This window comes from Kitasatospora sp. NPDC017646 (assembly GCF_044329365.1).
In the GTDB taxonomy this organism is placed as follows: domain Bacteria; phylum Actinomycetota; class Actinomycetes; order Streptomycetales; family Streptomycetaceae; genus Kitasatospora.
Map to the genome: position 1 here is coordinate 1 of NZ_JBIRJC010000065.1, position 20036 is coordinate 20036.

The 20036-nt window shown below is 71.0% G+C and carries 18 protein-coding genes and 1 tRNA gene; 9 read left to right on the forward strand and 10 right to left on the reverse strand.

Annotated elements, in window-relative coordinates:
- Positions 1 to 298: 298 nt before the first annotated feature.
- Positions 299 to 1129, reverse strand: coding sequence for an alpha/beta fold hydrolase (locus tag ACH4J0_RS40035; RefSeq protein ID WP_396246124.1), 831 nt, complete (start codon positions 1127 to 1129; stop codon positions 299 to 301).
- Between the two features lie 236 nt (positions 1130 to 1365).
- Positions 1366 to 2613 (reverse strand): PucR family transcriptional regulator, encoded by a 1248-nt coding sequence (locus ACH4J0_RS40040; RefSeq protein WP_396246125.1) that lies wholly within the window; start codon positions 2611 to 2613, stop codon positions 1366 to 1368.
- A 605-nt stretch (positions 2614 to 3218) separates the two neighbouring features.
- Between ACH4J0_RS40040 and ACH4J0_RS40045 the strand changes: the two genes are divergently transcribed.
- Positions 3219 to 3674, forward strand: a complete 456-nt coding sequence (locus ACH4J0_RS40045; protein WP_396246126.1) for an SsgA family sporulation/cell division regulator — start codon at positions 3219 to 3221, stop codon at positions 3672 to 3674.
- 894 nt (positions 3675 to 4568) lie between these two features.
- Here the strand turns inward: ACH4J0_RS40045 and ACH4J0_RS40050 are convergent.
- Together ACH4J0_RS40050 and ACH4J0_RS40055 are read right to left on the reverse strand one after the other, a co-directional pair.
- Positions 4569 to 6104, reverse strand: coding sequence for a DEAD/DEAH box helicase (locus ACH4J0_RS40050; protein WP_396246127.1), 1536 nt, complete (start codon positions 6102 to 6104; stop codon positions 4569 to 4571).
- A gap of 368 nt (positions 6105 to 6472) precedes the next feature.
- Positions 6473 to 6676 carry a cold-shock protein gene (locus tag ACH4J0_RS40055; RefSeq protein ID WP_344640564.1) on the reverse strand — a complete coding sequence of 68 codons (204 nt, stop codon included), beginning with the start codon at positions 6674 to 6676 and terminating at the stop codon, positions 6473 to 6475.
- 515 nt (positions 6677 to 7191) lie between these two features.
- Between ACH4J0_RS40055 and ACH4J0_RS40060 the strand changes: the two genes are divergently transcribed.
- Both ACH4J0_RS40060 and ACH4J0_RS40065 read left to right on the forward strand, forming a co-directional pair.
- On the forward strand, positions 7192 to 7419 hold the full coding sequence (locus tag ACH4J0_RS40060; RefSeq protein WP_396246128.1) for a hypothetical protein: 228 nt from the start codon (positions 7192 to 7194) through the stop codon (positions 7417 to 7419).
- 211 nt (positions 7420 to 7630) lie between these two features.
- A tRNA-Ser gene (locus ACH4J0_RS40065) sits at positions 7631 to 7734 on the forward strand.
- Between the two features lie 299 nt (positions 7735 to 8033).
- Here the strand turns inward: ACH4J0_RS40065 and ACH4J0_RS40070 are convergent.
- From ACH4J0_RS40070 to ACH4J0_RS40085, 4 genes are all read right to left on the reverse strand, one after another.
- Positions 8034 to 8936 (reverse strand): LysR family transcriptional regulator, encoded by a 903-nt coding sequence (locus tag ACH4J0_RS40070; protein WP_396246129.1) that lies wholly within the window; start codon positions 8934 to 8936, stop codon positions 8034 to 8036.
- 17 nt (positions 8937 to 8953) lie between these two features.
- A complete protein-coding gene (locus tag ACH4J0_RS40075) occupies positions 8954 to 9757 on the reverse strand; it encodes an acyl-CoA dehydrogenase family protein (RefSeq protein WP_396246130.1) in 804 nt (267 codons plus the stop codon).
- A 146-nt stretch (positions 9758 to 9903) separates the two neighbouring features.
- A complete protein-coding gene (locus ACH4J0_RS40080; RefSeq protein WP_396246131.1) occupies positions 9904 to 11064 on the reverse strand; it encodes an acyl-CoA dehydrogenase family protein in 1161 nt (386 codons plus the stop codon).
- 13 nt (positions 11065 to 11077) lie between these two features.
- Complete coding sequence (locus ACH4J0_RS40085) at positions 11078 to 12256, reverse strand: CaiB/BaiF CoA transferase family protein (protein ID WP_396246132.1); 1179 nt, start codon at positions 12254 to 12256, stop codon at positions 11078 to 11080.
- A gap of 227 nt (positions 12257 to 12483) precedes the next feature.
- On the opposite strand from ACH4J0_RS40085, the gene ACH4J0_RS40090 reads away from it, so the two are divergent.
- From ACH4J0_RS40090 to ACH4J0_RS40115, 6 genes are all read left to right on the forward strand, one after another.
- The gene (locus ACH4J0_RS40090; RefSeq protein WP_396246133.1) at positions 12484 to 13887 is read left to right on the forward strand and encodes a CoA transferase; all 1404 of its coding nucleotides are present in this window, start codon (positions 12484 to 12486) and stop codon (positions 13885 to 13887) included.
- A 5-nt stretch (positions 13888 to 13892) separates the two neighbouring features.
- Positions 13893 to 14645: an acetoacetate decarboxylase gene (locus tag ACH4J0_RS40095; protein ID WP_396246143.1), complete on the forward strand. Its 753-nt coding sequence runs from the start codon at positions 13893 to 13895 to the stop codon at positions 14643 to 14645.
- Positions 14642 to 15565 carry a 3-hydroxyacyl-CoA dehydrogenase NAD-binding domain-containing protein gene (locus ACH4J0_RS40100; protein ID WP_396246134.1) on the forward strand — a complete coding sequence of 308 codons (924 nt, stop codon included), beginning with the start codon at positions 14642 to 14644 and terminating at the stop codon, positions 15563 to 15565. The genes ACH4J0_RS40095 and ACH4J0_RS40100 overlap by 4 nt, the downstream gene beginning before the upstream one ends.
- Before the next feature lie 50 nt (positions 15566 to 15615).
- The gene (locus ACH4J0_RS40105; protein WP_396246135.1) at positions 15616 to 17118 is read left to right on the forward strand and encodes a CoA transferase; all 1503 of its coding nucleotides are present in this window, start codon (positions 15616 to 15618) and stop codon (positions 17116 to 17118) included.
- Positions 17119 to 17621: 503 nt separating this feature from the next.
- Positions 17622 to 17978, forward strand: a complete 357-nt coding sequence (locus ACH4J0_RS40110) for a DUF5994 family protein (protein WP_396246136.1) — start codon at positions 17622 to 17624, stop codon at positions 17976 to 17978.
- Positions 17979 to 18187: 209 nt separating this feature from the next.
- Positions 18188 to 18766 (forward strand): DUF5994 family protein, encoded by a 579-nt coding sequence (locus tag ACH4J0_RS40115; RefSeq protein WP_396246137.1) that lies wholly within the window; start codon positions 18188 to 18190, stop codon positions 18764 to 18766.
- A gap of 45 nt (positions 18767 to 18811) precedes the next feature.
- On the opposite strand, the gene ACH4J0_RS40120 is transcribed toward ACH4J0_RS40115, so the two are convergent.
- Both ACH4J0_RS40120 and ACH4J0_RS40125 read right to left on the reverse strand, forming a co-directional pair.
- Positions 18812 to 19063, reverse strand: a complete 252-nt coding sequence (locus ACH4J0_RS40120; protein WP_396246138.1) for a hypothetical protein — start codon at positions 19061 to 19063, stop codon at positions 18812 to 18814.
- 149 nt (positions 19064 to 19212) lie between these two features.
- Entirely contained in the window at positions 19213 to 19479 is a 267-nt protein-coding gene (locus ACH4J0_RS40125; RefSeq protein ID WP_396246139.1) for a hypothetical protein, read from the reverse strand.
- Between the last annotated feature and the right edge of the window lie 557 nt (positions 19480 to 20036).

A 20036-nucleotide genomic window follows, 5' to 3' on the forward strand; every position in this document is an offset into this window, starting at 1 on the left:
CCGGGGGCCAGGACGATGCTGGCGCCCCGGCGCCGGACGGAGGCCGCACCATGGACGTGCAGGGCGACGTAGAGGCAGTCCTCGGGATCGGTTCCTGGCGGCGCGGCGAGGATGTCGATGCAGCCGTTACCGCCCTCGAGGGCGGTTCGGTCAAGCTGGTGGTACTCGGTTTCGGGCATGGGTGAGGGACCCGACGGGATCACGGGAGGCTCCGACCGGTTCGAATGACTCTGTGCAGGTGCTGGGAAGGCGGCTCGCCGCTCGGCGGTCGGTGGTGGCACCGTCGGCGGCGGGGCGCTCAGGAGAGGAACTTCTCCACGACGGCGTTGAACTCGCCGGGGTTCTCCAGGAACGGGAAGTGCGAGCTCGCGACGCTCGCAGGGAACACGTGGAGGCGGGCGCCGGGGATCCGCCCGGCGACGAAGCGCTGGGAGGCGGGGTCCACGTGGCTTCCCTCGCAGCCGAGTACCAGGGTCGGTACGTCGATGCGGTCGAGGACGTCACGCCAGTCCTGGGCGCAGTGGTCGAAGAGCAGCGGGACGCCGGCGTACGCCGGGGTGGAGCGGATCTCCTCGGTCACGAAGGCGAGCACGTCCGGGTCGGTGTCACCGCTGAACATCGAACGGACGAAGTCCTCACGGACCGTGGCCCCCTCCGGCCCGGCGAGCGCGGCGCCCAGTTCCAGGAGCCCCGCCACGTCGAAGATGGCGCCGGATTCCCGCTGCTCGGCCGGTGCCATCCAGGGCGCCGCCGCCACGGCTGCCGGCTGGTCGACCACGACGAACCGGCGGATGCGGCCGGTTCCGTACTGGTCGACGAAGCTCCACCACACCGAGGCGCCCATCGACCAGCCCAGCGCGTCGAAGGCGTCCAGGCCCAAGTGGTCGACCAGGTCGAGGACGTCGCGGGCCAGGCGCGCGACGCGGTAGCCGTGGCTCGGCTTGTCGGAACGGCCGTGGCCCCGGAAGTCCACCGTCACGACGCGTCGCCCCGGCGCCAGTTCCTCGAACTGGTGGCGGAACATCTCCTGCGTCTGCCCCCAGCCGTGGAGCATGACCAGCGGGACCCCGTCCCCGCCGCTGTCGCGGTAGGTCAGGCGCACACCGTCGTTCGTGATCATTTCGTGCATGACGCTCGTTCTTGTCCGTTCGTGTCGGCTCATGGCTTCAGGGGGTCCGGAGCCCGCAGGTCGCCGGGGGATGAGCGGCAGCTCGCAGTGATGATTCTCGTGGTGCACGGGCCTCGTTGACCACCGACCGACGTAGGGATTGCCGGACGGAGCTTCATCACTCTGTAGCAACGGAACTTCATCGCTCTGTAGAAACGGTGCGCATCGGAAACGGTGCGCACCGACAATTCCCCGGGTCAGGCCGGCCTTTCCGGGGGCGCCTGGAGCAGGTCCCGCAGCCGCAACCCCATGTGCAGGACGAGGCGGTGCGCGCCGTTGTCCAGTTCCAGGCCCGTGATCTCCTGGATCTGCCGCAGGCGGTAGTACAAGGAGGTGCGGTGGACCTCCAGGATCTCCGCCGTCTTGGGCACCGAACCGGCGTTCTCCAGGAAGCAACGCAGGGTCTCCTCCAAACGGGGGTTGCCGCCGCCGTCCAGCAGACGCCGCAGCGACTTCGGCAGCAGGGAGTCGTTGAGCGCACTGTCGGGCAACTGGAGGAACACGGTGTACTCCCCGAGCCGTTCCCAGTCACCGATACCCCCCAGCCCGGGCAGCCGTCGGGCCGCACGAGCCGCCACCCGGGCCTGGTCGTAGGAGGTCCACGCACCGGCAAGCGCCGCCTGTCGCCCACCCACGCCCACCACCGTGGCCGCCCCCGGGCCCAGGAAGGTCTTCAGCGAACGGACGATGGCGTGGCACTGCCGGTCCAGGTCCTCCTCCGCCGGTTCCCGTTCGAAGACCTGGACCAGGATCGCCCGGTCCTGCTCGATCGCCAGCAGGCCGCGGGCCGTACGGGTCCCCCGGAACGGGTCCAGCGCACCGCGCAGCGCCACCGAGACCTGGCCGGAGGTCCCCCGCTGCCCGGAGACGGCCACGCTGGTCACCACCACGTGGGGGCCGGCCGGAAGAAGGCCGTCCTCCAGCAGACGCTGGTGCGCCGCGCAGCGCTGCGCCGAGTCCGAACCGACCAGCTGGTTCACCAGCCGGCGGGTGTGCTCCTCGTCTGCGTCAGAGGCCAAACGCTCGGCGTACATCTCGGCCGCCACGGCGCGGGCGACCCTGTCGACGGCCTCGGTTTCGGCCTCGGTGAGGGGCTCTCCCGTCGCCACGATCATGAGGATGCCCAGCATGAAGCCCCGCTCGCGGATCGGGACGCAGTAGCGAGGCTGCAGCCCCAGGTCGTCGCGGCCCGGGAGGATTCCCGGAGTGGTCCACTGCGCGACCCCCTGTGACAGCACGTAGCGGATGGCCTCGTCGTCAGCGATGCCCTGCAGCAGCGTGCGGACGCGCACGCGGTCCTCGTCAGCGAAGTGCCGACTGGTACAGATCATCCGTACCAACGGGTCGTCGAGGACGACGGACCGGCCCAGCTCCTCGGCCAGACCGTCCACCAACGACTGGAGCGCCTCGCCTCCCGGACGCGCACGCTGGATCCATCTCTTCATGATCAAAATCCTCCCGGCGTCCTTCATACAAGGAGCGAAACGAGATGGACAAATCTTCAACAAACCGAGGATCTCATGGCTCCGCCCGGCCTGGACGGCGGCCGCCCCGGGCGGCGCCCGCCCCTCGGAGGAGGCTGCGCATCCGACACCCAGGGAAGGCCAGGGGATGACGAAAAATCGTTCAGAGCAAGGGGGTTCAGCCAACTGGCGACAAAGCGACGACGGCCGGGGCGGCCGCCTGAACGTGCCGGTCTCCGGCCGTTGAACAGGACGGGCGCGGCCGGAAGGAACCCGAGTCCGCCCCGCGTGCCGGGCGAACGGTGCGCAGACCGTCACGTCGCGGTGCGCCTCCGGAACATCCGCGCCGATACCGTCTCCTAGTCTGGACCGCGAATCCGCCTCCCCTGTTCGACGGCAGCCCCCAGGGCCGAGGCGAGATCATCGCGCCGTCACGCTCGGGCGCCCCGGTCGTCCGGCGCGCCCTGTCCCGGTCGGACACCTCGCCCGTGCCGCCCCGGACGACCTCTCTTCGCCCCGCACAGCCCGGCGCAGCCACGCGCAGCCCGGCGCCGGCACCCGTTCCCGACACCGACCCAGGAGAATCCATGCCCGCCCACCATCCGCTGCCCAGCTCCCAGCCCCACCCGGAGGCCACCAGCACCGAGATCCACCTCGATGCCCGACTCGTCCTGGGCGAGGTCGAGTCCGTCGACGTCCCCGTGCGCTTCGGCTACCGCAGCGACGACCCGCTCGCCGTCGCGCTCGAGTTCCTCGGACTCGCGGCCGACGCGGGCACCTGGCGGTTCTCCCGGGACCTCCTCTGGGAAGGACTGCAGAAGCCCGCCGGCCTCGGCGACGTCCGCATCTGGCCGCCCTGCACCTGCCACGGCCGCGCGGCCCTGCGCATCATGCTCCGCAACCGCGACAACGTCGTCCTCATCGACCTCCCGTCCCGACAGGTGCGCCGCTGGCTCCGCCGGGAAGCCTTCGTGCTCGTCCCCCCGGGCACGGAAAGCAGCGCGATCGACTGGGACGCCGAGCTGCACGGCCTGGCCAGCTGACGACCGACCGCGGCCGGGGGCGACTACATGCGGGCCACCCACGCGCACCTGGACTCGCTGAGGGAGACCGGACATTCCATCATTTGCACGTCTTCGTGCCCCGGCTGCCTGCGCGACTACTCCAACATGGCCTACCACCCCCTGCTCGACTGGCGCCTGGCCGGCGACCTGCTGACCGTCCTCTCCGGAGGTTTCGCAAGCACCTCGGACGACCGTGCCCCCCAGTCGCTGACTTCATCGAAGTCGAATACGACCGCACCAGGCTCCGCAAGCACCCTGAGTTCGGATACCTCACACCCCTCGAAGCCCGAGCCAGGCTGCAGCACGACTTCACCCCGCAGCGTAAGAACCCGCTGTCCGAGATCAGGGTGGAACTTCAAAGCAAGGCTCCACCTCGTCGAAGCCAGCGCCCAGCGCGGCCCGGACGCCCCCGCCTACGACAGTCCCCTCCGCTCGAACGCCTCCGGGCCGTCGCGGCCGAGCAGGTATCGGTACCGACCGGTCGGGTACAGGCACGAATCCGTTTCGCAGACGGTGGACAGGCTCGCAACAGTGAACCCCGCTTCGCCCCGCTCACGGCCCGATCGCGCATCTGGCGTACACCGCCGCCCGAGCCACCCAGCAGGCTCGCCAGCTGCTCCGGCAACTCGGCGACCGTGCTGCCGACTTCACCCGCCTGATCCGGGACCGTGACTCGAAGTTCACCACGGCCTCCGACGCCGCCCTCGCCGGCGAGAGCATCTCCGTCGCCAGGATTCCGCCCCACAGCCGCAACGGCAGCCCGCACGCGGAACGATTCATGCGCTCCGCGAGGGAGGAGTACACCGACCGGCTCCTACTGTTCGAGCGAGGCCACGCGGAGAAGATCCTCCGCGACGAGCAGGCCCGGTGGTACTACGCGGCGGGAGCGGCGCGCCGGGGCGTCCGGCGGCGGCCGGAGGAGCTCTGGTCGTCGCGGCCGGCGGCGGCCCGGGTGTCGCCGACGGCGCGGGCGGGGCGGCCGCGGTGGTAGCGACCCGCGGACGGGCCGCGGCGCGGCCGCTCGACGACGGGGTCGGGGATCTCGGTGGGAATGCCGGTGGGCACGCGGGCACCGGTGATCCGGGCCAGGTCCTCGTCGCCGGCGCTGACCCTGGTGGTGACGGGGGTGATGCCGGCCGTCGTCATCATGCGGGCCGTCCCGCGGCGCTGGTTGGGCAGCGCCAGTGTGACGACGGTGCCGGACTCGCCGGCCCGGGCCGTCCGCCCGCCCCGGTGCAGGTAGTCCTTGTGGTCGCCCGGCGGGTCCAGGTTGACGACGAGGTCGAGCCCGTCGACGTGGATCCCTCGGGCGGCGACGTTGGTCGCGATCAACGCGGTCACCTGGCCGGTGCGGAACTGCTCCAGGGTGCGGGTGCGCTGCGGCTGGGACTTGCCGCCGTGCAGGGCCGCGGCCTTCACCCCGTTGGCGAGCAGGTCCTCCACCAGACGGTCCGCGCCGTGCTTGGTGTCGATGAACATGATCACCCTGCCGTCCCGGGACGCGATGTGGGCGATCGTGGCGTTCTTGTCGAAGTTCTGCACGTGCAGCACGTGGTGCTCCATGGTGCTGACCGCTCCCCCGGACGGGTCCACCGAGTGGGTGACCGGGTCCTTGAGGAAGCGCCGCACCAGGCGGTCGACGTTGCGGTCCAGGGTGGCGGAGAACAGCATGGTCTGGCCGCCTTCGGCGACCTGGTCGAGGAGCTCGGTGACCTGCGGCAGGAAGCCCATGTCGGCCATCTGGTCGGCCTCGTCGAGCACCGTGATGCCGACCCGGTCCAGTCGGCAGTCGCCGCGCTGGATCAGGTCCCTGAGCCGGCCCGGGGTGGCCACCACGACCTCCGCCCCGCGGTTGAGGATCCATGCCTGGCGGCTCATCGACGTCCCGCCCACCACGGTCGCCATCCGCAGGCGTACAGCGCGGGCGTACGGAGTGAGGGCCTCGGTGACCTGCTGCGCGAGCTCGCGGGTGGGAACCAGCACCACGGCCAGCGGGCAGCGCGGCTCGGCCCTCTGCCCGGCGGTGCGGGCCAGCACGGCGAGACCGAACGCGATGGTCTTGCCGGAGCCGGTCCGGCCCCGTCCGAGGAGGTCACGGCCGGCCAGCGAGTTCGGCAGCGTTGCGGCCTGGATCGGGAACGGCGCGGTGACACCCTGGCCGATCAGCACCGCCAGCAGCGCCTTCGGCAGGTCCAGCTCGTCGAAGGACTCGACGGCCGGCAGTGCCGGGGTCGTGCTCACCGGCACCGCGAACTCGCCCTGCACGGAGGGGCCCCGAGGGACACTCCGCCCGGAGGAGCGTCGGTCTCCGACGGGCCGGTCACCGTAGAAGGAGCCGCCACCGGAGCGGGAGCCGGCCGCGGAGCGGAAGTCGGCGTTGTGGTACGAGGAGCGACTGGAGCGGGCCATGCGGAAAACCTTCCTCGGGCGGCACGTCACGAGGAAGGTTCCGTGGCGCGGGGCGCCGGCGGAGACCGCAAGGGAACGGGCCGGAAGTGTGACGGGCGGAGCGTGGACGGTGGAACCGTGCGGCACGTCACCTATGGTCGGCGCTCACCGCGGAGGGCGGGAGCGAAGAACCTCGAACCGTGAGCTGTCACGGCGGGGCGCCGATCCGGACGCGGCGCTGTGCGTCTCGCGTGGGGATGCCACCGGTGGCGGAGCCCAGGCCCGAACGGCCGGGAGGATGCGCCGTGGCGCGATGACCGAGGGGCCCGCAACCGGGCATGTGCGCGGTGCGGGCCCCTCGCTACCAGGCGGGTGCCGTGGCAGAAGAACTACAGCGGGCGAATGTTCTCGGCCTGCGGACCCTTCTGGCCCTGCGTGACGTCGAACTCGACCTTCTGACCCTCAAGCAGCTCACGGAAGCCGTTGGCGTTGATGTTCGAGAAGTGGGCGAAGACGTCGGGGCCGCCACCCTCCTGCTCGATGAAGCCGAAGCCCTTTTCCGAGTTGAACCACTTCACAGTGCCATTAGCCATTAATTAAAAATCTCCTTCAAGGGACTGTCCGAAGCACGCACAGCGCGGCTTCGAGTCACCGCATGGAGCGCCCACCGGGGAAGAGCCGGGGAACAAAAAATGCGCCTGCAACACATCAGCAGGCGCACACAAAGTTCATGGGAACCACTACTGCAACTAAGTCAACTGTAGCAGGCCATGGCCCACCGCGGCGGGATGTTTCACCCCCGGTTCTGCGGGAGCCTTCCCCGGGACGGCCGGTCCCGAACCGAGAGGACCGTGAACACGCCTGGAGAACAAGCCCCTTGAGTATCCGGCCCGCACTCCGTCGAGGCCGACGGCTCCCAGGGGAGGACGATTCCCCCGGTGCGGAACGCCTGCCCTCGCGGTGACAGCCCCGCGAAGGCGGCGCACCACGCCGACCACCGGCGCCATTCAGGGCGCGCACCGGACATCGGGCGCGGCATTCCGGCCCGACTCGAACTCGTATGCACGAAAGGGCCCGCGCCCGCGCTTCCAGGCGCATACTGGCCTGAATGATGAAATCTTCAGCAGGTCGCCGCCCCCTGCCCACCAGCCCTTTCAAGCCCCGGGCGGAGGCACCACGCAAGCACTTCGCCGTCGGCGACCGGGTCACCCATGACGGGTACGGCCTCGGTCGGGTCATCGGCGTCGAAGGTGACGACGACATCGCGGTACTCGTCGACTTCGGATCACGGCAGGAACGCATCACCCACCCGTACACCGCGATGTTCAAACTCTGACCCCGAACACCCCCCGGCGCTCGGCCGATTGCACCGCGCAGCACGCGGGCGGAGCGCCGGGCGGGACGGTGGGACATCGTGCCGGTGCGACGTCGAGGGGGTGCACTCCGACCGAGAACCACACGGCCAGCGACCCCCACGTGCCGGTCCAGGCGCCACAGCCGCCTGTGCGTGCCGACAACCGCGCCACCTATGCTGAGCTGCAGCTTCAGGGGCACGATGTGATCACGTCAAAGGTACTCGCGAGTCCGTCGACGCACGCTTGGAAAGCGTGTTGGGGGCAACCCCTCACGAGTTCGAATCTCGTATCCTCCGCTGGCCGAAGGCCCGGACCGCTGCAAAGCGGTCCGGGCCTTCGTCACTGTCCGGGCACACCGACCGCCGTCGACGGCGGTGCGTGTCCCGGGTCACATGAGGGCGAGGACGGGCCTCGCGCCGCTGCAGGTAGCGCACCCGACAGCGGCCGGGCATGTCCTGAACGGGCCGATCGCCCAGCACCAGGGTCACCCGACTCCCAGCCGTCCACGGGCTGATCAACCAGCACCGCCCGCCGGCTGACCAAGCCGCGAAACGCCCGGTCACACCCGGTGAAGCCATTGTGAAACGGTACGCGGTCAAGAGTCCGCGTCGAACCAGGACGCGGTGTGCCGCAGCAGTGCTGGGACGGCCGGGTCGGGGTCCGGGCGGTACACGGCCCGGATCGCGAGGGAGAACTCGGGGTCGGTGTCGGCGAGGGGGAGCACGCGTACACCGGGGAAGGCGAGATCGGCCGTGTGCTCGGAGACCAGGGCGACACACAGCCCGGAGGCGACATAGCCAAGGAGTCCGGGGAGGTCGTCGGCGCGGGCCCTGACCTGGGGCTTGAAGCCCGCGCGGCGGCACATGAGCTGCCCCTTGCGGGCTAGCTCGGGCAGGGCCCGCTCGCTGACGAAGACGAACCAGTCCTCCTGGAGGGCGCGCAGGGAGAGTTCGGCCGCACCCGCGAGCGCGTGGGCCTCGGGCAGGGCGACATACACCCGCTCACGGCCGAGCTCCAGCAGTTCCAGGTCATCGGCCTGCAGAGGTGCGGTGCGGATGAAGGCGAGGTCGACGGAGCCCAGCCGTAGCGCCTCGACCAAGGCGATGGAGGAGGCCTGGGTCAACTGGATGCGCAGGTCGGGCAGATCGCGTGCCGCGTTGGCCAGCAGCCGGGGCATGTGCCAGTGCGCGAGACCGCTGACGTACCCGATACGGACCTCGCCCGCGTCCCCCGAGGCGATCCGGCGGGCGCGGGCGAGTGCGGCCTGCTGGGCGTCCAGCAGGTGACGGGCATCTGCGGCGAACGCCGCGCCCGCTGCGGTCAGTTCGACGCCGTTGCTGCTCCGGTCGAGCAGCCGGGCGCCGACGATCCGCTCCAGACGCTGGATGGCCTGGCTGAGCGGGGGCTGGCTTATCATCAGCCGCTCGGCCGCCCGTCCGTAGTGCTTCTCCTCGGCGAGTACCGTGAACTGCTCCAGCAGGCGTGGCGTGAGGTCCATGCCAAGATCCTAGAGATTCACCATGACTTCGTGCCGGTGAGAAGGGGCCAGAGGTCTTCCGCCCGCTGTGCGAGCGCCGTACGGCCGAGACGGGCCGACCAGTGGGCTTCGTCCCCGTCCTCGTCGCGCCAGGACCACAGCCGGGTGGTGGCGAAGCGCAGTTCGCTGAGTTCGGTGAAGCCGATGGCGCCATGCAGTTGGTGGGCGATCCTGGTGATCTCTGCCACCGAGGCGGAGGCCTGGGCCTTGGCGGCGGCGATGGCGAACGCGGCCTCGAAGCCGTGGAGTTCGACCGCTTCTCCGGCTGCCTCCACTGCGGCGCCGACCAGCGCGGACTCCTCGATGAGCCGGGCCTCTTCCTGCTTGACGGCCTGGAAGTGGCTGAGCGGCCGGCCGAACTGGATGCGGCTGGAGGTGTGGGCCACCGTCAGCTCGACGCAGCGCTCGGCCGCCCCGGCGATCAGTGCCGCGCGGGTCAGGGCGGCGCGCAGCTCGCACTCGGTCAGCAGGTCCGGGGTGAGGGGGCGTACGAGCTCGGCAGGGACCTGGTAGTCGGCCAGGTGCAGGGTGTCGCGCGGCTCTCCGGCGAGGTTGGAGCCGGCTGCGATCGTCGTACGAGCGGGGTCGACAGGGAACAGGACGGGTCCGCCCGGACCCTGCGCCGCGACCAGTACGGTGGCGCTGCCGCCCCAGGGCACCCGGGGCAGGGTGCCCGAGACGCGTAGGGCGAGGTCCTCGCCCATGGTCCCCGCCGGGCCGACGTGGAAGGCGGCGGGGTGGGCCCAGGTGATCGCCAGGCTGGTGGCCAGGCAGTAGGTCAAGGGGCCTGCGGGTAGGCCGAGTCCGGTGCGCTCGGCGAGCGGCCGGGCGACGAGGATGCTTTCGGCAACCGGCCCGGACGCGGATCCGGACCCGGTCCCTGCGGTGCGCCCTGCAGAACGGACTTCGGCAAGCTGCTGCGAGACGCTCATGACTGCTGCTCCTGCTGCTCAAGGGCTCGGGTGATGATGCCGCGAAGGATTTCGTTGGTGCCGCCGCGCAGGGTGTATGCGGGGGTGTGCAGGAGCGCGATGGCGAGGAGTTCGGGGTACGTGCCGGGCGTGGCTCCGGCGTCGGCGGCCACCGGCAGGATCCGCCGGGCCTCGTTCACCACCTCGCCTTCGAGCCGGGTACCGAGGTCCTTCACCAGGGCTGCCTGGACGTCGGCGGGGCGTCCCGCGTCCAGCGCCGCGGCCACCCCGAGGGAGAGCCGGCGTACGGCGTACACCCGCGCGAGGAGAGCGCCGAGGCGGGCCTGCTGGTCGGCGGTGGTAGCGCGGCCCGACAGCTCACGCACCAGCGCGACAAGCAGCGGGAAGGTACTCAAGTACCTCTCGGGGCCGCTGCGTTCGAAGGCGAGCTCACCGGTCACCTGCGCCCAGCCGTCGCCCTCGCTGCCGAGCAGCATGCTGTCGGGGACCTCGACGCCCTCCAGGTGGAAATAGTTGAAGGTGTGCTCGCCGGTCAGCAGCCGGATCGGCTCCACGCGCACCCCGGGGGCGCGCAGGTCCACGATGAACTGGCTGAGTCCCTGGTGGCGGTCGGTGTGGTCGCTGGTGCGGGCCAGGACGATCGCGTAGTCGTTGACGTGCGCGCCGCCGGTCCACATCTTGGTGCCGGTCAGCTTCCAGCCGCCGCCGTCGACGCGCTCGGCGCGGGTCGCCACGTTAGCCAGGTCGGACCCGGCCTGCGCCTCGCTCATCCCGATGGAGAAGAAGCAGCGGCCCTCGACGATGGCGGGCAGGAAACGCTTCTTCTGCTCCTCGCTGCCGTGGGCCAGGATCGAGGGCGCGGCCTGGCGGTCGGCGACCCAGTGCGCGGAGACCGGAGCCCCGGCGGCGAGCAGTTCCTCGATCACCACCACCCGGGCGGCGAAGCCCAGGCCGCCCCCGCCGTACTCCTCGGGCAGGGCCATGCCCACCCAGCCGCACTCGGCGAGCCTGCGGCTGAACTCCGGCAGCCAGCCGGTCAGCCAGGAATCCGGGCGCCCGAGCACGGTGCCGCGGGCGCGCTCCTCGTCGAGGAACCGGCGGACCTTCAGACGTAGTTCGAGGGCTTGGGCGGGCAGCAGTGCTGATGTGTCGGTCATGGCGGACTCCTGTTCAGGCGGTGTGCGCGGGGCGCAGCAGGTTCGTGTCGAAGCCGGCCTCGCGCAGCACCTCGTCGGTGTGCTCGCCGATGGCCGGGCAGGGGCGCAGCGGCGGGACGGGGTCGGCGGAGTAGCGCACCGGGCGGGCGATGGACCGGTAGACGCCCTCGGTGGGGTGCTCGACCTCGGTGAGCAGACCGCCTTCGCGGGCGTACGAGCTGGCCGCGGCCGAGGCGATCGAGTGCACGGGAGCAGCGGGGATGCTCACGCGGTGGCAGAAGTCCTGCCAGGTCGCGGTGGTGTGCTGCCGTGCCAGCTCGTCCAGTACGGGGTAGAGCTCGTCGGCGTTGGCGGCGCGCGTGGCGCGGGTGGCGAACCGCGGGTCGTCGGCGAGTTCGGGGCGGCCGGCGAAGGCGGTGAAGTCGCGCCAGTTGCGGTCGCTGTGCGGCAGGATGCACAGCCAGCCGTCGGCGGTGCGCTGGGCGCGGCGGGCGCGGCTCATCGAGCGGGGTGCACCGAAGGAGCCGTCGGGCTCCAGCACGGCCTCGCCGAGGTGCTCGACGAGGTTGAAGGCCATCATCACATCGGCCATCGGCACTTCGATGTGCTGGCCTCCGCCGCCGTTGGCGCGGTGGTGCAGGGCGGCGAGCACGGACTGGGTGATCTGCAGGCCGCAGATCTTGTCGGCGAGCAGGGTAGGCACGAAGTGCGGTTCCCCGCTGGCCTGTTGGTTGAGCCAGACCAGCCCGGAGACGGCCTGGATGATGTCGTCGTACGCGGCGAGGGTGCCGAGCTCGCTGTCGCTGCGGAAGCCCTGGGCGTTGATCTGGATCAGCTCCGGGTTGGCGGCGGCGAGTTCCTCGGGGGTGAGCCGGAGCCTGGCCAGGGCCTGCGGGCGGATGTTGGTCAGGAACACATCGGCGGTACGGAGCAGCGCGAGCAGCGCCTCACGGCCGCGCGGGGCCTTCAGATCGAGAGCGACGCTGCGCTTGTTGCGGTTGAGGTTGAGGGCCGCACCGCCCATTCCGGGGTGGCGGATCGGCGGGTAGCTGCGCGTCATGTCGCCGACGGGCGGCTCGACCTTGATCACGTCGGCGCCCAGGTCGCCGAGCTGCTGGGCGGCGTACGGCACCATGATCACGCTGCCGAGTTCGATGACGCGGACACCGGCGAGCATTCCTGCCTTCGGCATTTCGCCTCCGTTTCGGGATCGTTCGGTGAATCCAGGAAAGCCCGAACAGGCGGCCTGTGGCCAATACCGATGCACCTATGGGAATCTGGGGCCAGACATATCACTGCAGGTGAACGGCCCTCTATATGACGGACCGTATAGCCACCGCCTGGAACTCATATTGGACCGGCCCGAAGGGGCGCGGCTTTCCTGAAGGCAGCAGTAGTCCTTCGGAAAGGATCCCGGTCATGCCACGCACTCCCCATGACGTACTCGACGGCCTCTACCGTGAACTCGGCGTCGGCGCCGCGGACGCGGGCGGCAAGGTCACCATCACCGGCGCCGATCCGGTCACCCCCTCCGTGCACCGGATCGGCGACGCCGCCGCGGCCGCGCTCGCGGCGCTCGGCACGGAGGTCGCCGCGCTGTGGCGGGAGCGCGGCGGGGACGGGCAGGATGTCACCGTGTCGGTGGAGTCGGCCGTGCACCAGCTGATGGCCGTGTTCCTGACCAGCGTCAACGGCGTTGCCGTCACTGCACTCGCCGAGGACCCGAACCTGCTCGGGAACAGCGACTTCTACCGCGCCGCCGACGGCCGCCACGTCTACGTGCTGCTGAGCTACCCGCATCTGCGCGATACGGCGTGCGAGGTTCTGGACTGCCCGCCCGACCGGGAGCGGATCGCGGACGCCGTCGCGCACTGGGACGCCTTTGCGCTGGAGGAGGCGATCTGCGCGCGGGGCGGCACCGCCATCGCCGTACGGACGCAGGCCGAGTGGCGCGAGCACCCGCAGGGCCGGCTGCTCGACCAGGGCCCGCTGATCCACATCGACAAACTGGGCGACAGCGCGCCCGAGCCCTTCCCCGGCGGGGCCGAACTCCCGCTCTCCGGCGTGCGTGTGCTGGACAACACGCACGTCATCGCCGGGCCGATCGCCGCCAGGATGACCGCCGAGCTGGGCGCGGACGTAATGCACCTGTCCTCCCCCGCACACCCCGACCCCAACGGCATGATCATCGAGACCGGCATCGGCAAGCGCGCCGCCTTCTGCGACCTGAACGCCCCCGGCCAGGCGAAGGCCTTCCGCCGGGTACTGGCGGAGACGGACGTGTATGTGAGCAACTACCTGAACCTGGACACCAAGGGCTTCGGACCGGCGGCCTTGGCCGAGGAGCGGCCCGGACTCGTCCTGTTGGACTTCCACGGCTGGGGCACGACCGGACCGTGGTCCCGACGTGGCGGATTCGACCAACTCGCCTGTGCAGCGAGCGGATTCTCCGCCGAGGAGGGCTCCTTCGACGGGCCCAGGCTGCCGCCCACCTATCTGCTCAACGACTACCTCGCGGCGATCCTGGGCGCAGCCGGCACGGTGGAGGCGCTGCGCCGCCGGGCCCGCGAGGGCGGGACCTGGCGGGTGCACGTGGATCTGGCCAAGGTCTCGATGTGGGTGCAGGACCTGGGGCTGTTCCCGCGCGCGCAGGTCCGCGACCTGCCCGCCCCCGACCCCACCGACGCCGCCGGTCACCTCACCACTGTCGAGGGTCCGTTCGGCAGCACCAGCTATCTGCCGACACGCATCGCGTACTCCACGCTGCGCCCCCGTCTCACCCGCAGCGCCGAGCCCCTCGGCGCCTCCACCCTGGCCTGGTGATCCCGATGCGCGCCGACGACATCCCCGACCTGCTGCTCACCACACCGGTGAACTCCCCCGCCTACCCGCTACCCCCGTACCGCTTCACCGACCGTGAGTACCTGACCATCACCTACCGCACCGACCCCGACGCCCTGCGGCGCGTCGTCCCCGAACCACTGGCCGTGCCCGAGCCGCTGGTCCACTTCGAGGTCATCCGGATGCCGGACGTCGCCGGCCTCGGCAGCTACAGCGAGTCCGGCCAGCTGATCCCGGTCGAACTCGACGGCGAGCAGGGCGAGTTCAGTCTGGCGATGTACGTGGACAGCGCACCGGCCATCGCCTCGGGGCGCGAACTGAGCGCGTACCCGAAGAAGGCGGGATCGCCCCGCCTCTACGTCGACGGCGACACCCTGGTCGGCACCCTCGACCACGGCTCGCTGCGGGTGGCCACCGCGACCATGGGCTACAAGCACCAGCCGCTCGACCCCGCCCAGGCCCGCGCCGAACTCGCCGCGCCCACCTACCTGCTGGGTATCGACCGCGGATACGACGGCGCTCCCCTGCGCTGCGAACTCGTCCGCACCCGGATCACCGATCTCACCGTCAAGGGTGCCTGGTCCGGGCCCGCGCGGCTCCAGCTCTTCGAGCACGCGCTCGCACCGCTGGCCGATCTGCCCGTACGCGAGGTCGTGCGCGCCACCCATGTGCTGGCCGACCTCACCCTCGCCCCCGCCGAACCCGTGCATGACTACCTCAAGAAGGTACCTTCCGCATGAGCCCCATCCGCGCAACCGTCGTCGGCGCCGGCCTGATCGGCGCCTCCTGGACCGCCCTGTTCCTGGCAGGCGGCCTGGAGGTCACCGTCTGCGACCCGCGCCCCGACCTGGACGCCTACCTGGACACCGAACTCGCCGCCTGCGAACCGGCACTGCGCCAACTCGGATTCGACACCGCACATCTGACCGCGCGCCTGCGCCTGGAGCCCGACCTGGCCCGCGCTGTCGCGCAGGCCGATGTCGTACAGGAGAACGGCCCGGAGCGGCTGCCGCTCAAGCAGGAGCTGTGGCAGCGCATCGAGCAGTACGCCCCGGCGGACGCGCTGCTGGCCACCTCGACCTCCGGCATTCCGGCCACCGCCATCGCCGAGGCCCTGCGCAGCCCCGAGCGGCTGGTAGTGGGGCATCCCTTCAACCCGCCGCATCTGATCCCGCTGGTCGAGATCGTCCCCGGCGCGCTCACCTCGGCCGAAACCGTCGAGAAGGCACGGCAGTTCTACGCCTCGCTCGGCAAGCAGCCCCAGGTGCTGCGCAAGGAGGTCCCCGGGTTCGTCGCCAACCGGCTGCAGTCCGCGCTGTTCCGCGAGGCCGTGCACCTGGTGGCCACCGGTGTGGTGACCGAGCAGGAGCTGGACTCCATCGTCACCTCCTCGATCGGCCTGCGCTGGGCCGTGGACGGCCCCTTCCGCTCCTTCCACCTGGGCGGCGGTCAGGGCGGACTGCCCGACTTCCTGGCCCACCTCGGCCCCCAGATGGAAGCCGCCTGGCCGGCCCTCGGCACTCCCTCCTTCGACGAGCCGACGCTCGCCCTGCTCATCGCCCAGGCCAAGGAGTTCCTGGCCGAGGGCAGCGTCACCGAACTGGCCGCCGAACGCGACCACCGCCAGATCGCGCTGATGCGCGCGCTCGACGAGCCCTGACCCCTCCCCCGCAGCTGACCCCCAATTCCGGCAAGCACCCTGGAGCAGTCATGTCCCTGTCCAACAGCATCGCCAAGGCGGTCGCGAACCCCGCTACCGACGACGCCTTCGACATCCACACCGCGCTCGACGAGGTACTCGGCACCATCGGGCTGAACCGCGCCGACACCGGCGGGAGCTTCACCTTCCGCGGCGCCGACCCGATCGTGCCCAGCACGCTGCGCCTGGGTGCGGCCACCTCGCTCGCCCTCGCCGCCAAGTCCGCCGCAGTGGCGGCCCTCTGGCGGCAGCGTGGCGGGCGCGGCCAGGACATCTCGATGGACCTGCGGGTCGCCCCGCACCGGCTGTGCCCCTTCTACGACCAGAAGTGGGAGCTGCTCAACGGCTACCCGGGCGGCGCGCCGTCCGTCCCCACCCTTGCCTTCGTCAACGGCTTCTACCGCACTGCGGACGACCGCTGGGTGATGCCGCTCAACCCGTATCCCAACCTGCGCATCGCCGCCGAGCGCCTACTCGGTGTGCCCGAGGACCCCGATGCGGTCGCCGCGGCGATCGCCACATGGCGGGCCGCCGAGCTGGAGGAGGCGGCCGAGCGGGCCGGGGTGGTGCTGCCGGTGATCCGTACGCCCCAGGAGTTCCTGAAGGAGCGGCAGTTCACCGAGGTCCTCTCCGGCATGCCGCTGGTGGAGATCACCAGGATCGGCGACAGCGACCCCGAGCCGCTGCCCACCGTGGGCGCGGGCGCGACCGCCCCGCTGGCGGACGTACGGGCGCTGGGCATGGGCCACATCATCGCGGGCGCGGGGGCCGGCCGCGCACTGGCCCTGCACGGCGCGGACGTACTGAACCTGTGGCGGCCGGGCGAGCTGGAACACCCGGTGACGTACAACACGACCCAGGTGGGGGTGCGCTCGGCCACCGTGGAGCCGCGTACCGCAGAAGGTGCGGCGGTGATACGTGAACTGCTGGCCGGGGCCGACGTGTTCTACGCCAACCGCCGCCCGGGCCTGCTCGCCTCGATGGGTCTGTCCGAGGACGAGGCCATCGCTCTGCGCCCCGGCCTGGTCCACGCCACCGTCTCGCTGCACGGCACCACAGGCCCCTGGGCGAACCGGATCGGGTTCGACCAGACGGCCGGTTCGGTCGCGGGCCTGCTCCACCTGGAGGGTGACGGCGAACGTCCCGCACTCCCGCCGATCACCGTGGTCAACGACTATCTGGTGGCCTGGTTCCTGACCGCAGGCATCGTCGAGGCGATGCGGCGGCGTGCGGTGGACGGTGGCTCCTACCGCGTCCATGTCTCGCTCACACGCGTCGCGCTGTGGATCCTCTCGCTGGGCGTCTTCGACAAGGCGTACGCCACGGCCGTCGCCGGAACCGGCGACGAGCACGCCTACCTGGACCCGGAGACCTTCATCGCCCGCACCCCGCTCGGCGACTACCAGGGCGTCACCGACCAGATCCGGATGTCCGAGACCCCTGGCGCGTACCGCCACGTACTGCTGCCGCGAGGATCCTCCCGTCCCGCGTGGGAATCCCCGGCCCGCGCCTGAGCACGGCGCCGCCCGGGCCGCATCGTGCCGAAGTGTCGGAAAGCATCCCGAGCCGAGGAATCCCCGTCCATGCAAACCATCTGACCGGCGTCCTCGTCGACAACCAGGCCAAGGCCATGCACTTCTACACGGAGGTCCGCGGCTTCGTGAAGAAGCACGACGTTCCCGTGGGCGAGCCCATCCGTGCCGGTTTCGGCTACGGCGGCTCCCCGAGCGGAGCACGGATGGCGCCAAGCCCGGACGGTTGCAGTTCTGGTTGCGTTCATCCCCGCCCAGCAACGTCCAGACTCGGGCGAGCGTATCCTCCGCCACGGCTGATCAGCCATAACGAAGGACCCGACTGCTGAGCGGTCGGGTCCTTCGTCGTGCCCTGGTCTCGTCGGTCCGGCCGGTTCTCGCCGAGCAGCGGGGAGCACCGACGGCTTCACGGAGTCGGTGCGACGGTGAGCAGGCCGGTGGCGCGGGCCGCGGTGAGCACGCCGAGGATGTAGCCGTCCTCGACGATGTCGCGGGAGGGGATCTTCGACGGAGCCTGGTGGCCCCGCTCGAACCACGTCCTCGCCGAACTGCCGGACCTGATCACCGCGCTCGGCGCCCACTTCGGACGCATCGTCCGGGTCGGCCTCGACTCTACGGCCTGGGACGGTGTACCACGGTCCCTCGCGGCGAACGGCCTGACGATAAGGATCAACTGGTTCGTCGGCAGCGACGCGACGATCAGCGTCACCCGGGGGTTCCAGGACCACTTCCTGTTGCTGGTGGTACCGCCCGGCACCAACCCGGCGACGGCCGCCTCGGCGATGGCCGGCGCCTCGGCGACCGGGAACCACACCACGGCGGCAGAACTCCTGCTCGGCTGAGCGGTCCGCGCACGCTCGACACGGGGGAGCGGACCCAGCCCAGCACTCAGGATTACCTGGACGCCATCCACCGCACCCGTCCGACCGAGAGTAGCCTGGATATCACCGAAGGCACTTCGCATGCCGGCACCGGATACTGGCGTCGTCTCCGGCGAATGGCAATGCCGGACCCGACCTCGTGGGCCGGGCCCGGAGACAGGTTCCTGATCATGACCACGACGCTCGATCGTGCGACGACGCCTCCCATCCGGAATTCCACCGTACGGCTCTCCCTTGCGCCCCGGGGCGCGCGGCCCGGCCGACTGGACGGAGCCTGGTGGCCCCGCTCGCGTGATCTTCTTCTCGAACTCCCCTCCCTGGCCGCCGAACTCGACGAGCGGTGGGGCCGGATCACCCGGATCACCGTGAACCCCGCGCAGTGGCCCGTCATCCCCCCGCGCATCCCGGTCACCGGACACACCGTCCACGCGGGCTGGTTCACCACCGAGCAGGACGAGCACACGATCGCGGTGTTCTCGTACGCCCCCCGCCGGCTGAACCTGCTGGTCGTCCCGCCGGCGACGGATGCCGTCGACGCCTCCCGGCTGATGTCCGAGGCGGCGGACCCGGCCGACACCCGGACCGCGAGCGACCTGCTCGCCGCGGAGACGGGCGATGGGGCGGCAGAGTCGGAGTCCCGCTCCGGCTTCCTGCCGTCGGCCGCCGCTCCCTCCGACGGCGCTGGTGGGGCCGCCAGGCGGGCGGATGTCGCCCACAGCCGGGCCGCCTCCTGGCCGGCACCCGCGTAGTCGGCGGGACGGGAGCCGCCCGCTACGACCGCGGGGCCGGGTGTGTCACTCGCGTGACCATTCGGCCTCGGCCTGGGGCTGGCCTGCGGCATCGGCCCCGTCCCAGAGGCGGATCCTGATCGCCCGGGGGCCGGGAGCAGGCCGGGAGAGCGTGCGCACGAACACCTCCCGCAGATGGTTGGCCGCCCGCTGGGGCGGCCCCTCGTACTCCAGCGGATTCTGCATGGGAGTGCCGTCCTGCCGGGACCAGTGGCCGTCGTCGTCCTGCGTCTCCAGAACCCATCGGTAGTGCCGCATCCTGGCCTCCTGTGCCGACGATCCCGCCCCCGGGAAAGACGGTATGGGCGGGGCGGATCAGCCGCGACCGGTGGACGCTGCCCGGCTACCGCTGAGCAGCCGGGCGAACCGCCGCCGAGGGCCTGCGGTTCGCCCGGTGCGGACCGCCGTCAGTACTCGGAGCCGCTTCGCCGGTAGGTGGCCACGACCTGGAGCCATGCCCCCGGACTGAAGCACGCCTCGATGCGGTGCGGCGTGTCCTCGAAGACCCGCAGGACGCGCAGCGCGCCGCTCGGGTGCAGGTCGTACTCGAAGGTGACGCCGTTGTCCGTGTCGTCCTCGTACCGCAGGTCCAGCGGCCCCTTCGACGGCTCCGCCGGCGCCCGGGCGTCGACCGAGAGTTTCACTACCAGGTGGCCGGGGACAGCATGTTGCATTCACCGCCGTCCGCCACCATCCACAGCCCGGCAAATGCTCCACTCCATCGTCGTCAACCGTCTCTCCCTTTGTTGGGGCGCCCTCCCGAACGACGGCGGCAAGGCCGTCTGGGCCGAACTCCTCGTACCCCCCAGTCACCGGAGGCCTTGCGAGGACGACCCGATCATCGGCAGGCTGGACCCGGCCGGTCCGCCACAGCCGACATGACACGTGTGGGCCGACCACGACGTATCCGGTCATCACGGGTTCGATCCGGGCATTGCTCGGCCCGTCGCAGCGGCGGCGTCGGTACCGCGCGAGTGGCGCTTCCGGAGCGCGAGGCAGGGGCCGTGGCAATCCCCCGCGTTTCCTTCGTGATCGATCGGTGGCAGTCTGGTGACATGGAGTGCGTCCGGGGCCGCCGGACTGCGCTCCCGCCGGACGACGTGGCTCAAGGACGTGACTCAAGGCGGTGAAGGTGATCGATGAGCGGCACCCCGTACGCCACGTCCGAGTCCCGGCCTGCGTCCCGTTCGGCCGTCGGACCTGAGGGCGACTGGGGCAACCGGCCCGAGCG

Coding starts and splice junctions, on each gene's coding strand:
- ACH4J0_RS40035 (WP_396246124.1), bottom strand. CDS start 1,129: ATGCACGAAATGATCACGAACGACGGTGTGCGCCTGACCTACCGCGAC.
- ACH4J0_RS40040 (WP_396246125.1), bottom strand. CDS start 2,613: ATGAAGAGATGGATCCAGCGTGCGCGTCCGGGAGGCGAGGCGCTCCAG.
- ACH4J0_RS40045 (WP_396246126.1), top strand. CDS start 3,219: ATGCCCGCCCACCATCCGCTGCCCAGCTCCCAGCCCCACCCGGAGGCC.
- ACH4J0_RS40050 (WP_396246127.1), bottom strand. CDS start 6,104: ATGGCCCGCTCCAGTCGCTCCTCGTACCACAACGCCGACTTCCGCTCC.
- ACH4J0_RS40055 (WP_344640564.1), bottom strand. CDS start 6,676: ATGGCTAATGGCACTGTGAAGTGGTTCAACTCGGAAAAGGGCTTCGGC.
- ACH4J0_RS40060 (WP_396246128.1), top strand. CDS start 7,192: ATGATGAAATCTTCAGCAGGTCGCCGCCCCCTGCCCACCAGCCCTTTC.
- ACH4J0_RS40070 (WP_396246129.1), bottom strand. CDS start 8,936: ATGGACCTCACGCCACGCCTGCTGGAGCAGTTCACGGTACTCGCCGAG.
- ACH4J0_RS40080 (WP_396246131.1), bottom strand. CDS start 11,064: ATGACCGACACATCAGCACTGCTGCCCGCCCAAGCCCTCGAACTACGT.
- ACH4J0_RS40085 (WP_396246132.1), bottom strand. CDS start 12,256: ATGCCGAAGGCAGGAATGCTCGCCGGTGTCCGCGTCATCGAACTCGGC.
- ACH4J0_RS40090 (WP_396246133.1), top strand. CDS start 12,484: ATGCCACGCACTCCCCATGACGTACTCGACGGCCTCTACCGTGAACTC.
- ACH4J0_RS40095 (WP_396246143.1), top strand. CDS start 13,893: ATGCGCGCCGACGACATCCCCGACCTGCTGCTCACCACACCGGTGAAC.
- ACH4J0_RS40100 (WP_396246134.1), top strand. CDS start 14,642: ATGAGCCCCATCCGCGCAACCGTCGTCGGCGCCGGCCTGATCGGCGCC.
- ACH4J0_RS40105 (WP_396246135.1), top strand. CDS start 15,616: ATGTCCCTGTCCAACAGCATCGCCAAGGCGGTCGCGAACCCCGCTACC.
- ACH4J0_RS40110 (WP_396246136.1), top strand. CDS start 17,622: ATGTCGCGGGAGGGGATCTTCGACGGAGCCTGGTGGCCCCGCTCGAAC.
- ACH4J0_RS40115 (WP_396246137.1), top strand. CDS start 18,188: ATGACCACGACGCTCGATCGTGCGACGACGCCTCCCATCCGGAATTCC.
- ACH4J0_RS40120 (WP_396246138.1), bottom strand. CDS start 19,063: ATGCGGCACTACCGATGGGTTCTGGAGACGCAGGACGACGACGGCCAC.
- ACH4J0_RS40125 (WP_396246139.1), bottom strand. CDS start 19,479: ATGCAACATGCTGTCCCCGGCCACCTGGTAGTGAAACTCTCGGTCGAC.